The organism is Ruminococcus sp. OA3 (genome assembly GCF_022440845.1).
Taxonomy (GTDB): Bacteria; Bacillota; Clostridia; order Lachnospirales; family Lachnospiraceae; genus Ruminococcus_G.
The window spans coordinates 3,077,400-3,091,110 of sequence record NZ_JAKNTO010000001.1; the positions used below are offsets into that span (position 1 = coordinate 3,077,400).

The window sequence follows — 13,711 nt, forward strand, 5'->3', positions numbered from 1 at the left end:
CAGGGCACATTTTCGCCCTCTGTTAATATTGTATCTTAATTCGTCAACTTGCACAAGCTGATACCGCAAAACTGTCTAAAAAGCTGCAGGATTCATGAAATATTTTCACATTCTGCAGCTTTTTCAAATATCTCAGTACATTTTACGCATAGCCGCTTCCACAACATGTCCGACCAGAACAGATGTGGTAACACTGCCCACACCGCCCGGAACAGGCGTAATCGCTTCTACAACAGGTTCAGCCTTTTCAAAATCAACATCCCCGCACAGTTTGCCCTCTTCATTCACATTGATACCCACATCGATCACGATCTGGCCCGGTGAAAGATAGGTATCATCCACCACTCCCGCGCGTCCGGCTGCGACAATAACAATCTCCGCTTCTTTTACAACAGAAGGCATGTCCTTCGTCCTCGTATGACAGATTGTAACCGTGGCATTTTTCTTTAGCAGCATCATCGCTGCAGGTTTTCCCACAACAAGGCTTCGTCCGACTACGACAGCCTTTTTCCCTGTACAGTCGATCCCGTAATGGTCCAGAATCTCCATGCACGCCTGCGGTGTACATGGCGGAAATCCCTGCGGTGTGCTCGTAAACACCCCAACCATTGATCCGTCTGTGATGCCGTCAACATCTTTCTCCGGGGCCAGCGCTTTGACAACGGCTTCCTCATCCAGGTGCTTCGGGAGCGGACGGAAGATCAACACTCCGTGAATGCCGTCGTTATGGTTTACTTTATCGATTGTCTTCATCAGCTCTTCCTGCGTCACGTCTGCAGGAAGCAGAAACTTCTCATAAGCTACTCCAAGTGTCTCACAGCGTTTTACCGCCCCGCGCTCATATGATACATCATCCGGACGCTCTCCCACCCGGATAATACCGAGTGTTGGAGTCACCCCTTTTTCTTCCAGTTTTTTTACATCCGCTTTGATTCGTTCATTCAAAGCAGCTGTCACTTCTTTTCCCAGCAGCTGTCTAGCCATGCCGTTCTCCTTTCCAGTGGATGCGGTCTGATCACCGTGTTCTCTTCATTTCAAGCGATTTAAGATACTGTTATAAATCTTTTCTGCCTTTTTTGGATAGTAATCCAGCATTGCATCACACTTCGCATTCAAAGCTTCCGCATATTCACGGTCTTTCATTGCTTTCGTGTTGATATAAACATTTAAACTTGCACCTTTCAGCGCAGCTTTACAGAATTCAATGCCTACTCCTGCATCGCTGACCGCCAGAGAAGAGCCTTTGCCTGCGAAGTCTGCAATAATATCGATCGCCTCACAGCATGCTGCCATAATTTCCATCGGTACGCTGCAGGCTACTTTCAGTGCGTTCTCCATCACCCGTTCTTTTTCAGCCTTCTGCTCTTCTGTGTCCTTTGGCATACCGTACGCCTTGGAAAGAGGCTCAAAGAATTCCGCATCTCTCTCTACCAGATTCAAAAGCTCATTCTGCATGATATCACAGCGCGCCTTCAGAGCCAGCATTTCTTCTTCGATATCAATATATTTTTTCTTTCCAACCGTCAGAGATCCTACCATATTGCCAAGCGCCGTACCGATCGCGGCCACAAGTGCAGATGCTCCGCCTCCGCCCGGTACTGCTGATTTGGAAGCAAGTATCTCTACAAATTCATCACACTGCAGACTAGAAAATCCCATAGATAATCTCCTTTTTCAATTTATTCCTTCTTAAATTAATCATCTCTTCAATAATAATACGTTTTGCACTAAAAATCCATTAGATTTTTCTATTTATCTATAGATTTTTCTAATTTCCATCAGATTTTTCTTTTTTCAATATTTTATAATTTTTTACATATTGTATCCCTGAAAAAACAAAAGGACATGGCCTCTGATTTGCCTTGTCCTTTTATCATGTCCGTATTTATTGTTGCATGACAGAGAGTGCTTTGATCATACCGATCGATATGTCACCCACCACAGCCATATCCTCCCCGTGAAATGCCACCGGAAAATTGTCCGAAAACAAAATCTGCGCCGACGGCGGGAACTCATCGTCCCCTTCCCAGAGAATAAATCTCAGATAAAGATTATTCATAAATTCAAATTCATACGAGCAGTCACCATAACTGATTTTCGCTGCTCCCAGACGTTCCATAACCTCCTGGAATTTTGGAATCTTACTTCCAAATCCAAATGCCAGCCGAAAGATACAGCGTCCCTGAAACTGTTTAAAATACACTTCACCCCATGGAATTTCCCGATATGTCAGGAAATTTCCTGAGGAAGGGGCCGCACTGCCCTCCAGCAGGTAACGCAGTACCAGTATTCTGGCGTTGGATGCCTGTTCCAGCGGATAGTATCCGATGGAGTCTTCTGTTGCATGAACCTCATACTCCGGCCAGGAAATCTCATACGTACTTCCCATCAGTCGGAGTGTAAAAATCTTTCTCACTTCATCATATGGAATCTGTGTTCTGCCACTGATCACAAGTGGATCCTCCTGCTGGAATCGCTCCAGATAATGCTCATAGGGAATCCGTTCCTTGTTGTCTTTTTCATAATCAAAATTCATAGTCACCTCTGCTGCCTACTTCAATGTCACAGACGGAAACATGGAGTTATCTGTATGCGGAATAAAGCAGGATGCAACAAACTCGTCCATATAAGTCGGCACCGCACTGAGTTCCAGATATGTCATGTTGGAAGCCACCTCGTACGTCTTCTTTTCCGCCTCCGTCGAAAGCAGCATCGCGTATGCTCCGGAGAGAGAGGAATTACCGATATAGTGGAATTTGTCCAGCGGAATATCCGGCAGCATACCGATATTCACCGCATTTTCCATATTGATTCCACTTCCAATACCGCCCGCTACATAGACTTCTTCTACCATAGAGATATCAAAGTCCAGAGAAGACAGCATGGTACGGATAGCCGAGAAAATAGCTCCCTTTGCCCGGATAAAATTATCGATGTCCACTTCAGTGATCTCGATATCTTTCACCGATGCCGCCTCTTCCTGAAATGCCAGGACATAGCTTCCCATTCCGTATTTATCATGGCGGATTCTTTTTCCTTCTCGGGCAAATTTCCCTTTTGGATTGATGATACCGCACCGGTACAATTCACTGATCACATCGATAATGCCGGAACCGCACAGGCCGATCGGTTTCTCATCCGATGCTCCGATAATCTCAAATGTCGGTTCCATCGTGTCTTTATCGATGACGCACGCTTCGATGGCTCCATCTGTCGCACGCATACCGCAGCTGATGTCGCCGCCCTCAAAGGCAGGCCCGGCGGAACACGCACAGCTCATGAGGAAATCGGAATTTCCGAATACAAGCTCACCGTTCGTGCCAAGGTCAATGAAAAGAGAAAATTCCGGTTTATTCCAGATCATACTGACTAACGTACCTGCAGTAATATCGCCGCCCACATAGCTTCCGATATTTGGCGCTATGATAAGATGTGCATCCGGGTTAATATTTATATTAAGATCGGATGCATAGAATGCGTTTGTCTTAAAAAATGCAGGAATATACGGTTCCATTCTGAGCGGATCCGCATTGATTCCGGCAAACAGATGATTCATGGTTGTGTTGCCGGCCACACACATACGGTAAATATGCTTCGGATCAAATCCATTCGCACGGCACATCTGCTCAATCATCGGATTGATGGTTTCCTGGATCACTGCATTCTGCAGGCGTTCTTTTCCGCCTGGCTTGAGTGATTCGATAATCCGGTTGATCACATCGGCACCATACCGGATCTGCCCATTCCCGCTCGACGCTTTCCCGATAATTTCACCGGTCTCCATGTTAATGATCAGACCGGATACTGTCGTCGTTCCGATATCAATCGCCAGACCGCCAATTACCACATCTTCATCCTTTTCATAAACATCATAGACAAAGATATGACCATTTGCAGCTGTACGGAGCACACACTGAACCGTAAAGTCACTGGCGCGAAGCACATCCGGCAGTTTGCACATTACGGTATACGGCAGCTGCACGCGCTCGGCACCGGTCGCTTTCTTCAGCGCACGAACCAGCCTTTCATTATCAGGCATTGTATCGTCCAGCGTTGGAATATCCATCGTAATGGATATGGTTCTCAGGCTGTTATGCAGTGCAATACCAGCCTCCTCGATACCAGCTTTTGTCTTTTCAAAAATAGCGACCTCATCCTGTGAACTTAAATCCGCAACTTTCATTCTGCTTCGATAAGCCGAAGCAATATCAGGAACCATCACCACAACATCTGCCTCGATGGTGCTGACACAAGCCAGACGCCATCCCTGTTCATACTCTTCCTCTGAAATATGACGTGTTTTTTTGGAATCCAGTTCCCCGCCCACCAGCTTAACACGGCACTTCCCACAGGATGCATTGCCGGAGCATGGGGCGTCGATAGCTACATTCGTTTTTCTGGCTACCTCCAGAAGGTTTTCACCGGAAGTGGCGAAGGTTTCAACCACTTCGCCACTCTCAAACTGAAAAGTTACTTTGTACATATAGATTCAGCCTCTTTAAATTCTGTTTTAATTACAGTTCCAGATAAGAATCTGCATACAGTGTGTTGTTTTTGAAAACATCACAGGATTTGATTGTTTCCATAAGTCTCTTATCACATGGGTTAACGATAGCAGAAGTAAGACCCTGCATCATACACATAGCAACCAGAGCTGAATCCATGATCGGTCTGATATCTTTCGGCATACCATTGGAGTTATTGGAAAGTCCGCCTGTAGAATTCAGTCCCATATCACTGAACATTTTGATTGCTTCCAGAACTTCCATCTGTTTGTCCTGCATACCTTTTACAACGATAAACAGCGGGTCAAACCACAGATCTGTAGGCTCCATTCCCAGCATCATACCGTGCTCCAGCATTGTCTGGCAGTGTACCATACGCTCGTCATTATCAGCAGCGATTGGTCCGTCAGAGCAGAGTGCAACTACGATTGCATCGTTTGCTGCTGCAAGATCGATATAGCTGATTCTGTCACCTGCATCCGCAGAGTTAACGATTGGTTTTCCCTTGGATCTGTTATATACAGCGATACCAGCTTCGATAGCAGCTTTATTAGCTGTATCAAGTGCCAGCGGAACATTGTCAAAGTTTTCCTGAATTGTTTTAACAGCCCACTGCATCAGTTCCGGTCCGTCACTCTCTGCAGGTCCAATGTTAACGTCAAGATATGTAGCACCTGCTTCCAGCTGCTCTTTTGCACGTTTTAAGATCGCTTCAGGATTACGTGTAGCCATTGCTTCTTTTATTGCAGGTGAAATACAATGAATTCTTTCCCCAATAGTTACAAATTTTGCCATACTTTTTCTCCTTTTCTCTCAATACAATATTCAATACCCTGCGGGCATCCCGTAATCCATGCCCTTCGGGCAGACGGGCGCCAGGCGTCCGGCATTGTAGTAAAGGGGGCTTTAAAAACCCCCTTTTTCACATTTTATAACTGGCCGTTCTCCTGCATGTCTTTCAGGAATTTAACCAGCTGTACTGCCTCGTTCGGTGCAACGATAACTTCCCAGTCAGGTAACTTGGATTCGATATCGCCCTTCAATACAGCAACTTTACCAGGAATAATAAGTTTTCTGGATTTGATCTTGTCCTCTACGTTCTCTGTGATGAATTTTGCTACAGAAGCAGAAGAAAGTTTTCCAGCAGCCCATGCAGTCAGTACGGAAAGTCCGCCCGCGTCGCTGATCAGCATGTTAATCGGAACACCGGATCTCTCCAGCTCACCGGAAACGATGAAATATGTAAGAGCAAAGTCAACTGTTGTCAGGCAGATAGAATTCTCATCTGCGCCGTTCAGCGGATAAATGCCCGGTTCAACTTTCATTGGTTTCTGAGGATCTGTGAATACGTTCTGACGCAGACCAAACAGCGGAAGTGCTTCCGCATATCCCAGTTCTTCCATAACAACGATGGAACCATATTTCAGTGTAAATACAGAAGACAGAGCTTCCTGCATGTATTTATCACCTTTTGCAAGTTTTACAGTGTTTACGATAGACGGATATCCGAAGGTTCTGTCTTCATCTTTCAGAGCTGCACGTCTTACCTGAACTGCGTTTGCAAAAGCCTCTTTAATGCTTGCACCTGTCACATCCAGAACAAGATCTTTGTTATCCAGTTTTTCAAGGGCTGCAACTGTGTCATACAATTCATTTAAGTCCGCTCCGGATACACCGAGAACAACACCTGCCTCTTTGGCAACTGCACTCATAGCTTCATAGTTGGAAGCATTTGCACCGTTTAATACCGGTTTGCCGTCCTTACATTCTGCAAGAGCAGCTTTTGCAACTTCTACATCATCACATCCCAGAACGAGAGTTTTTCCTGTAGCTGCCGCTTTTTTAACAAGAGCAACGTATTTGTCAGCGCCTGAAGCAGCATCATAGTTTACATAAACCATTTCAACCTGCATTCTTTCACTGATACGTTCGTAATCAACAACCGGAATTGCTGCAATCTTAGCATCAATTTCAGCGTCATCCATGCAGCTGCAGAGAGCAACTGCATATCTTGTCTTGCTCACAAAAGTTTTTTCATGTCTGTAGAGAACTGTCTCTCCGCCAAGTGTATATTCGCCTTCTCCTGTACCAACCTTGATCGTCTTCATAGGCGGTGCAGTAGCTGCTGATAAGGAAGCAAGCGCTTCTTCCGACATGTAAGGGCATGCAGAAATGTCAACCGCACCCTGAGCAACTTTCATGGAGAAAGCCATACAAGTTGGGCTGCCGCACTCCTTACAGTTTTTCTTTGGTGTCATTTTAAATATTTGAATACCTGATAATGCCATGTTTTTTATCCTCCTGTTCTTATATGATTACACTAATTCTTTAATCATTTTTGAAATGGTTGCAACGGATTGAGGATGTTGTAAAACTACAGCATTGGATCCGGATACTAAGTCAGCTGCTGCTGTCATAATTTCCATGGAGATTCCTCTTTCCTCTCTAGAACCCCATTCCGGCATATCTTCTTCTGTCGCCATGGATTCTTTAACATTCCATGTCTCGGAAGCAACCGGTGTAAGAATTGGCATCTGGAGCATAGCATCATCCTGTGACAAAGCTGCTGCTTTGATTCTGTCCATTGTAGAAACTACATATTCATAACCGTAACCTGCTGTTGCAGTACCAACATTCATGATGATGCTGTCAGCTTTTACGCCCAGCTGTGTTGTAACAACGTTCAGCTGTTTTGCAAGGTTGATATCTACTGCAGACTCAGCACCCAGTTTCTGGTTGTAAGCAAGTCCTGCCGCAGCACCAATTGCTTTGTAGTTTTCTTCTTTTGCAGGCATGATGACAACGTTTTTACCCTGCAGGGCTTCTGCTACCTTCGGAAGCAGTTCTGCATCTTTTTCAACGTTCTTACATCCTGCAACTACCAACGGAAGATCTGTTGCACCTGCAACTTCATTCACGACTGCAACGAGTTCTTCAACAGACTTGTTTTCCCCGTTCGGATCTCCGCCTTCCAGGCTCAGGTAAATAAAATCAGCACCTTCCATAGCGGTAGCTTTCGCTGCCATATCTGCCATGGATGCATTTTCACCATAGTATGTAATTAACTCCGGTGTTGCATTAATCAGGCCCATATCTGTGATTTCAACACCAACTTTCGGTGCATTATCGATTGGTCCATCAAATGTGTAGAAAGGAAATACACTTTCTCCTCCTAATGTGATTGCTTTGTCTCCGCATCCGATCTCAACGGTCTTGATAGATGCATTAAACTTTTGTGGTTTAGAATTAAACGGCATTCTCATTAGCCTCCTTTTAAATTTTATATGCGCATGCACGTATTAGGTACATGCGCATTTCTGACACTGATTATACTACATCATTGGGTCCATTGACAAGGCTGGATGGCCTTTTTCTGTCAAAAATGCAACCAATGTTTCCGGATCTTCTGCAATTGTCTCGTCACCGATCATATCTGTGAAGTTCTCAATTCCATAAACCTCTTTCGCTGTCGCATTCAGTTTCTCCGCAACCTGATCCTTCAGCTCTTTCGGCATCCAAACAATCCTCTCGATTCCACCCTCTGCCTTCATGAATTTCTTGGAAGAGATGAACTGTTTACCATGTCCCATGAAGCCTGGTGTCTGAACACCGCCGCCTGTCATGGATGCCAGCTCAGGGAATGTCATTCCAAGAGGGGTCATGCCTGCATACTCACGGTTCGCGATACATACACCGTTGGAGAATGGCTCGATACCACAGATACACTCGAAACATCCACAGGATGTCATCGGTTTTTCCATGATGGAGTACAGGGATACATCCTGCAGCGCACCCTGGGAGAACTTACGTACTGCTTCATTGACATCTTCGTACTCACCGATACGCTCATCAATCACTTTTTCTTTCGTGATAACCTGGCATGGTCCTGCCGGATCCAGCTCGTTGGTTGCTTTCGCATCCAGCCATGAAACAGCACCGCAAAGTCCCAGTCTCTCCGGAGTTACCACACATACGTGAGATGGTGAGAATGCCTGGCACATGATACAGCTGTAGTATACGCCTACGGATTCATCTGTCATGTTACCGATTCTCTCATCACGTTTGTCAAATGCAGGGATTGCAACTTCGTGACGGATTCTTGTACAGTCTTCGTCATTCGTGTAGATCTTAACCTGGCATTTATCAACAACGGCATCAAATTCGCTTTTGATTCTTGCATACAGAACCTCTGCGAGGTCTTTCGCACGGAATCCTGCATTGAATGCATCTTTGCTGACACGGACACGGATCATATCTCTCTGTCCTGTATGCATAACGCCCTCGATACAGTTTACATAGTTATGGAATTTACGCTCGAATACAGGCTCAAAGTCAGGCTGCATATTTTTTCCGGCAACTTCCACTACGTATGCGATGCTGTGCTTGCTTCCCACTTCAAATTCATCGAAGTCTTTACCGATCAGCTCAAAGTGATGGTCTTCCACTTCAGCCAGCTCTTTGGTCTGCACCAGCTCGCAGCAGTCCACTCTGGAACCGTCGAATTCCACCTGCATATCACCTTTACGGATGATCTCGCCTTCGAACGCACTACCGAATGCTACCGGGATATCGATCTTCGTGATCTTGATTTTGATATCGCGTGCTTCAAGAGAAGTTGCATTGAATTTGCTGACATCTTCCTGCACGATCAGACTCTTCGGTACGCGGAAGATATTCTCTGTCTCATTTGTGACTACCGGGAATCCAAGTGCAATCGCACCTGCTCCGCATGCAACGATTACGTCGTCCAGAGGTTTGAATGCGTTTACGAATGCCGGTACACGCTCAAATGTATATTTCATCAGGTTGCCTGCATCTCCAGGTGCAATGTTACCGAAGATGAGGGCTGCACGCAATGCAACAGATACGACATGGATTACGCTTGTCACGTCTTTTCCAAGCGGGATCACACGCACGTTTGCACCTGTCTTGTATCCTGCCTCTTCACACTGGTCGATGATGCCGCCGACAAGTGTTACCAGGATACCCTGTGCCTGATAGCTCTTAACGAGTTCTACGCCTTCTTCAACAGAAGGAGCTGCGCCGAGGATTACGGCTACGCCCGGGATATCGCCTGTTACAAGCGGTACGCCGAGTTCACGGATCACAGCATCTCCAAGATGTCCGTAGCAAGGCTCTGCGTACGGTTCTGCTCCGTCGATATATTTCAGAACTTCAATGAATTCTGCACAGAGTGCTGTTGCAACACCTGACATGAAAGCGTCGTTCAGACGTTTATTTCTTGTCATCAGAGTTTTTACCACACCAAGGGCTTCTTTCAGTTCTTTTAAATTGGTTACTTTTGTACCTGTCACTGAATAGTAACATGGCAGGCTGTATGCGGTATTAGGAAAGCTTACCGCTTTGTCTTCGCCGTACTGAGCGATGGCACCATCGATTGCGCCTTCTGTCAAGCCATATACAGCATCATTTCCACCAAATACTCGATCAAATAATGTCACTGTTTTTTCCTCCTTTAGGCAATTGTCGAATCAATTGTCTCTTTAATTTTTCTGATTTCATCTGTTGCAGACTCACTGAAGTCATACGGTGAGCATCCTTTGCGGTCTGCATCAATTATTTCGGTATTATAATGAACAAAACCTAACAGGTCTTCTTCCGGGATACGTTCTCTGATGAATGCCTCATCTTCTTCGTCCCGTACTTTATTGGCAACGACACGTACCTGCGCTACGCCGAGGTCTTCAGCCAGGCGCTTCACATTCCGGTACGTCTGAACACTTCTCGCTCCCGGTTCAATGACAACGACAAAACAGTCCACACCTTCCGTCGTCCCCCGTCCAAGATGTTCGAGTCCTGCTTCCATATCCAGGATTACGACATCCTCCCGCCTGAGCACAAGGTTGCTGATGATTCTCTTGAGCATCACATGTTCCGGGCAGACACATCCGCCGCCGCCGGTTTCCACTGTTCCCAGCACCAGAAGCCTCACTCCATTGCATACCCGTCCATATTTTTCCGGAATATCATCAACCCTGGGATTCAGTTTATAAAACTGATTATCCGGAGTTGCTCCCGTCCTCTCCTCCACCAGTTTACGCATTCTGCTGATCGGTACGATCTCGGCCAGTTCCTCCTCCGAGAAACCAAGGGCAAGCCCCAGGTTTGCATCGGGATCGACATCTGCAGCCAAAACGTTTCTTCCTTCATCTGCATATAATCTGGCGAGTGTCGCAGAAAATGTTGTCTTTCCAACGCCGCCTTTTCCTGTTACTGCAATTTTCATGCTATTTCATCCACCTTTTAACTAAATTGCGCGATGGCAACGAGACAAGCGGGCATGCTTGCATGCCCATTTGGCGACTGCCCGCGTGTAACACACTCTGTGTGTTACTAGATTCCAAGTGCCTCACGTTTTTCTTCAATTCTTTCGATCATCAGATCAACGAGTTTTTCGATATCTGTTTCTACTGTATAAGCAGCTTCTACCCAATCCCTGATTCCGCCTGTCAGCAGTTCTGCCATTTCGGAAGAACCGGCAACATACGGGTCAACTCCAAGGAATGTGTCGATACCGGTAGATACAACGTAGTTACCGATTGATACCGCTTTTTCTGACATCCACTCAGGAGCACATCCGACTACCGGAAGCTGAGAGATCTTCAGACCTGAATCTTTTGCCAGTTCTGCCGCCAGGATCATCATACGGCTGATATCAACGCATGATCCCATATGAAGTACCGGAGGAATATCTGCCAGTTCGCAAACTCTCTTTAAGCCTGCGCCGCAGAGGTCTTTCGCACGTTTGTCCATCAGACCCGCTTTTGCAGCTGCCTGTGCAGAACATCCGGATGCGATGATAACGATATCATTTGCAATACATTTCTTCATCAGTTCGATATGAGCGGTATCCGGTCTGATTTTCGGGTTATTACATCCAACCATTGCCACTGCACCGCGGATAACACCTGATGTGATACATTCCAGCAACGGCTTTGTTGTCCCTGTCTCATCAACCTGTGTATTGGTAACGCCATCCAGAACTTTTACGAGCGCTTCCACAGAGTAACCAACCGTTGCTTTCTGTTTCATATCCGGGATATGAACAAGTTCCGGTTTTCTGTTTTTGAAGTTGTCGATTGCAGCTTTTACGATAGCTTTTGCATTCTCACCAGCTGTTTTTGCGTTGAATCTGATGAATTCAGAATCTGGCATCTGAGCGATCGGAGAAGTTGTGATGAATTTTGTATGGAAACATTTGGAGAGCGGGCCAAGTGCCGGGAAGATACACTGTACGTCTACGACGATTGCTTCACACGCACCTGTCAGAACCACGTTTTCCTGCTGCAGGAAGTTACCTGCCATCGGAATGCCGCGGCGCATAGCCACTTCATTAGAAGTACAGCATACACCGGATACTGTGATTCCCTTTGCTCCGATCTCTTTTGCATAAGCGATCATTTCAGGATCATCTGCATATTCACAGATCATCTCTGACAGTGAAGGATCATGTCCGTGTACAACGATGTTGACATTTTCCTCTACCATAACGCCAAGGTTAGCTTCTGTGTCAATTGGCTTCGGAGTTCCGAACAGTACGTCAGAGAACTCTGTTCCCATCATGGAACCGCCCCAGCCATCAGAAAGACCTGCTCGCAGAGACTGGCGAACCAGTGCTTCCGGCAGAGAAGAACATCCCATGTGTGACATATGTAAGGAAGTTGCAACTTCGCGGTCGATTGCTCTTGGAGCAACTTCTTCTCTTTCCCAGATATCCTGCGTTGACTGAGGTGCTCTCTTTAAAAATCTCTGTGTACCGAATGGTTTACCGTATTCCATAAGACCGGTTTCAGCAACTTCGTGAGCCAGATCATAGATATCTTTTCCTTCTGTCTCAATGCCCCATTCTTTTGCGATACGGATCAGTTTGTCCGGATCTTTTACCTTGTAGTTTCCGTCTGCTGCTGATTCATACAGAGTGTGGCAGATTTCACGGCCATGATCTGAATGTGTAGCAGCTCCGCCTGCAGTGAATTTCAGGTAATTCCTGCCTACGATACCATGTGCATCACATCCGCAGATTCCACGTGGAGCCTTTGGTGTAATACGGCAAGGTCCCATAGAACAGATACGGCAGCAGATACCCTGCTCACCGAACTTACAATGCGGTGTCTGATTTTTCACACGCAGCTGCCAGGAATCCGCACCTACCTTTGCACCTGTCTCAAGCAGTCGGTCAGTCGCTGCTTCGAATTCTTCTACCGTTGTTAATTTGAATTCACTCATTATAAGCCTCCTTATAGTTTTTTGCTTCTTCCCCCACGGGGTGACATCCCATCCGCCCCCATGGGTTCTTGAATGATTTATTTTTTCCCCTTTTTTTAATTAAAAGGGGATAAAACACTGTGTTATGATGTTGGGCTCAAAAGTTTTTTTGAGCCTGGTATCAAGTATTATCTTACAAATCAAGTTTTTTAATAATGTCTCTCATCGCCTGCTTGACCGGTGAATCTTCCGGAAGTTCAACCGTTGGTTTCCCATCACAGTCATACTGATAAACGGTCTCGTCCTGCGGCACTATTCCCAGAAGAGTAAGGCCCTGTTTCTCAATCTCTTCTTTCGTGCCTTCATTCAATTCTCCTTTAGGCGCCCGGTTTACAATCAGCCCGACCGTCTTCGGCTTCATATTACATTCCCTGATCAGTTCAGCGATTCTGCCAGCCGCCTGCACGCCTCTTCTGGAACAGTCGCTTACCAGAATGGCCGTCTGCATACTCGGCAGGATACCGCGGCTGATATGTTCCATTCCTGCTTCATTATCAACAACAATATACGGATAGTGATTCTGCAGCTTTGCAAGCTGTGCCTGCAGAAGGCCATTCACAAAGCAGTAGCAGCCTTTTCCCTGCGTTCTTCCCATGACCAGCATATCAAAATCATCCTCCTCGATCAGAGCAGAGTTGAATTTGATCTCTGTATAATCCGCCTTACTCATACTCGGAGGTATCGGACTTTTCACTGCCATTTCAGCCTGTGCAACTTCTTCCCTGATATCTCCAAGTGTATAATCCACTTCCACTCCGAGAACCTCATTCAGATTAGAATTAGCGTCAGCGTCAACCGCAAGGACCGGACCCTTTTTCTCTCTGCAGAGTTCCTGGATCAGAAGTCCCGTGAGTGTAGTTTTCCCGACTCCGCCTTTTCCTGCCATTGCAATTACATGTGCCATTTATGCTGCCTCCTAA

Annotated in this window: 11 protein-coding genes; all 11 read right to left on the reverse strand. The window is 46.2% G+C overall.

Annotation, left to right across the window (positions count from 1 at the left end; genetic code table 11):
* Nucleotides 1-132 precede the first annotated feature (132 nt).
* Nucleotides 133-984 carry a bifunctional 5,10-methylenetetrahydrofolate dehydrogenase/5,10-methenyltetrahydrofolate cyclohydrolase gene (locus MCG98_RS13875; protein WP_240302533.1) on the reverse strand — a complete coding sequence of 284 codons (852 nt, stop codon included), beginning with the start codon at nucleotides 982-984 and terminating at the stop codon, nucleotides 133-135.
* A 45-nt stretch (nucleotides 985-1,029) separates the two neighbouring features.
* The gene (locus MCG98_RS13880) at nucleotides 1,030-1,659 is read right to left on the reverse strand and encodes a cyclodeaminase/cyclohydrolase family protein (protein ID WP_028528960.1); all 630 of its coding nucleotides are present in this window, start codon (nucleotides 1,657-1,659) and stop codon (nucleotides 1,030-1,032) included.
* A gap of 226 nt (nucleotides 1,660-1,885) precedes the next feature.
* Nucleotides 1,886-2,536 (reverse strand): DUF3786 domain-containing protein, encoded by a 651-nt coding sequence (locus MCG98_RS13885; protein ID WP_240302534.1) that lies wholly within the window; start codon nucleotides 2,534-2,536, stop codon nucleotides 1,886-1,888.
* Between the two features lie 15 nt (nucleotides 2,537-2,551).
* On the reverse strand, nucleotides 2,552-4,483 hold the full coding sequence (gene acsV / locus MCG98_RS13890) for a corrinoid activation/regeneration protein AcsV (protein ID WP_240302535.1): 1,932 nt from the start codon (nucleotides 4,481-4,483) through the stop codon (nucleotides 2,552-2,554).
* Nucleotides 4,484-4,514: 31 nt separating this feature from the next.
* Complete coding sequence (gene acsE / locus MCG98_RS13895) at nucleotides 4,515-5,300, reverse strand: carbon monoxide dehydrogenase/acetyl-CoA synthase methytransferase subunit (protein WP_240302536.1); 786 nt, start codon at nucleotides 5,298-5,300, stop codon at nucleotides 4,515-4,517.
* A gap of 134 nt (nucleotides 5,301-5,434) precedes the next feature.
* Nucleotides 5,435-6,793: an acetyl-CoA decarbonylase/synthase complex subunit gamma gene (gene acsC, locus MCG98_RS13900; RefSeq protein WP_240302537.1), complete on the reverse strand. Its 1,359-nt coding sequence runs from the start codon at nucleotides 6,791-6,793 to the stop codon at nucleotides 5,435-5,437.
* Between the two features lie 27 nt (nucleotides 6,794-6,820).
* Entirely contained in the window at nucleotides 6,821-7,762 is a 942-nt protein-coding gene (gene acsD / locus MCG98_RS13905; protein ID WP_240302538.1) for an acetyl-CoA decarbonylase/synthase complex subunit delta, read from the reverse strand.
* Between the two features lie 75 nt (nucleotides 7,763-7,837).
* Entirely contained in the window at nucleotides 7,838-9,967 is a 2,130-nt protein-coding gene (gene acsB / locus MCG98_RS13910; RefSeq protein ID WP_240302539.1) for an acetyl-CoA decarbonylase/synthase complex subunit alpha/beta, read from the reverse strand.
* A gap of 14 nt (nucleotides 9,968-9,981) precedes the next feature.
* A complete protein-coding gene (locus MCG98_RS13915; RefSeq protein ID WP_240302540.1) occupies nucleotides 9,982-10,752 on the reverse strand; it encodes a carbon monoxide dehydrogenase accessory protein CooC in 771 nt (256 codons plus the stop codon).
* Between the two features lie 107 nt (nucleotides 10,753-10,859).
* Complete coding sequence (gene cooS, locus MCG98_RS13920) at nucleotides 10,860-12,752, reverse strand: anaerobic carbon-monoxide dehydrogenase catalytic subunit (RefSeq protein ID WP_240302541.1); 1,893 nt, start codon at nucleotides 12,750-12,752, stop codon at nucleotides 10,860-10,862.
* 172 nt (nucleotides 12,753-12,924) lie between these two features.
* Nucleotides 12,925-13,695, reverse strand: a complete 771-nt coding sequence (locus MCG98_RS13925) for an AAA family ATPase (RefSeq protein ID WP_240302542.1) — start codon at nucleotides 13,693-13,695, stop codon at nucleotides 12,925-12,927.
* Nucleotides 13,696-13,711: the final 16 nt, after the last annotated feature.

Excerpts from the sequence above, each read along its gene's own strand:
- MCG98_RS13885 (WP_240302534.1), bottom strand. The coding sequence starts at position 2,536 with ATGAATTTTGATTATGAAAAAGACAACAAGGAACGGATTCCCTATGAG.
- MCG98_RS13925 (WP_240302542.1), bottom strand. The coding sequence starts at position 13,695 with ATGGCACATGTAATTGCAATGGCAGGAAAAGGCGGAGTCGGGAAAACT.
- cooS (WP_240302541.1), bottom strand. The coding sequence starts at position 12,752 with ATGAGTGAATTCAAATTAACAACGGTAGAAGAATTCGAAGCAGCGACT.
- MCG98_RS13875 (WP_240302533.1), bottom strand. The coding sequence starts at position 984 with ATGGCTAGACAGCTGCTGGGAAAAGAAGTGACAGCTGCTTTGAATGAA.
- acsC (WP_240302537.1), bottom strand. The coding sequence starts at position 6,793 with ATGGCATTATCAGGTATTCAAATATTTAAAATGACACCAAAGAAAAAC.
- MCG98_RS13880 (WP_028528960.1), bottom strand. The coding sequence starts at position 1,659 with ATGGGATTTTCTAGTCTGCAGTGTGATGAATTTGTAGAGATACTTGCT.
- acsV (WP_240302535.1), bottom strand. The coding sequence starts at position 4,483 with ATGTACAAAGTAACTTTTCAGTTTGAGAGTGGCGAAGTGGTTGAAACC.
- acsE (WP_240302536.1), bottom strand. The coding sequence starts at position 5,300 with ATGGCAAAATTTGTAACTATTGGGGAAAGAATTCATTGTATTTCACCT.
- acsD (WP_240302538.1), bottom strand. The coding sequence starts at position 7,762 with ATGCCGTTTAATTCTAAACCACAAAAGTTTAATGCATCTATCAAGACC.
- MCG98_RS13915 (WP_240302540.1), bottom strand. The coding sequence starts at position 10,752 with ATGAAAATTGCAGTAACAGGAAAAGGCGGCGTTGGAAAGACAACATTT.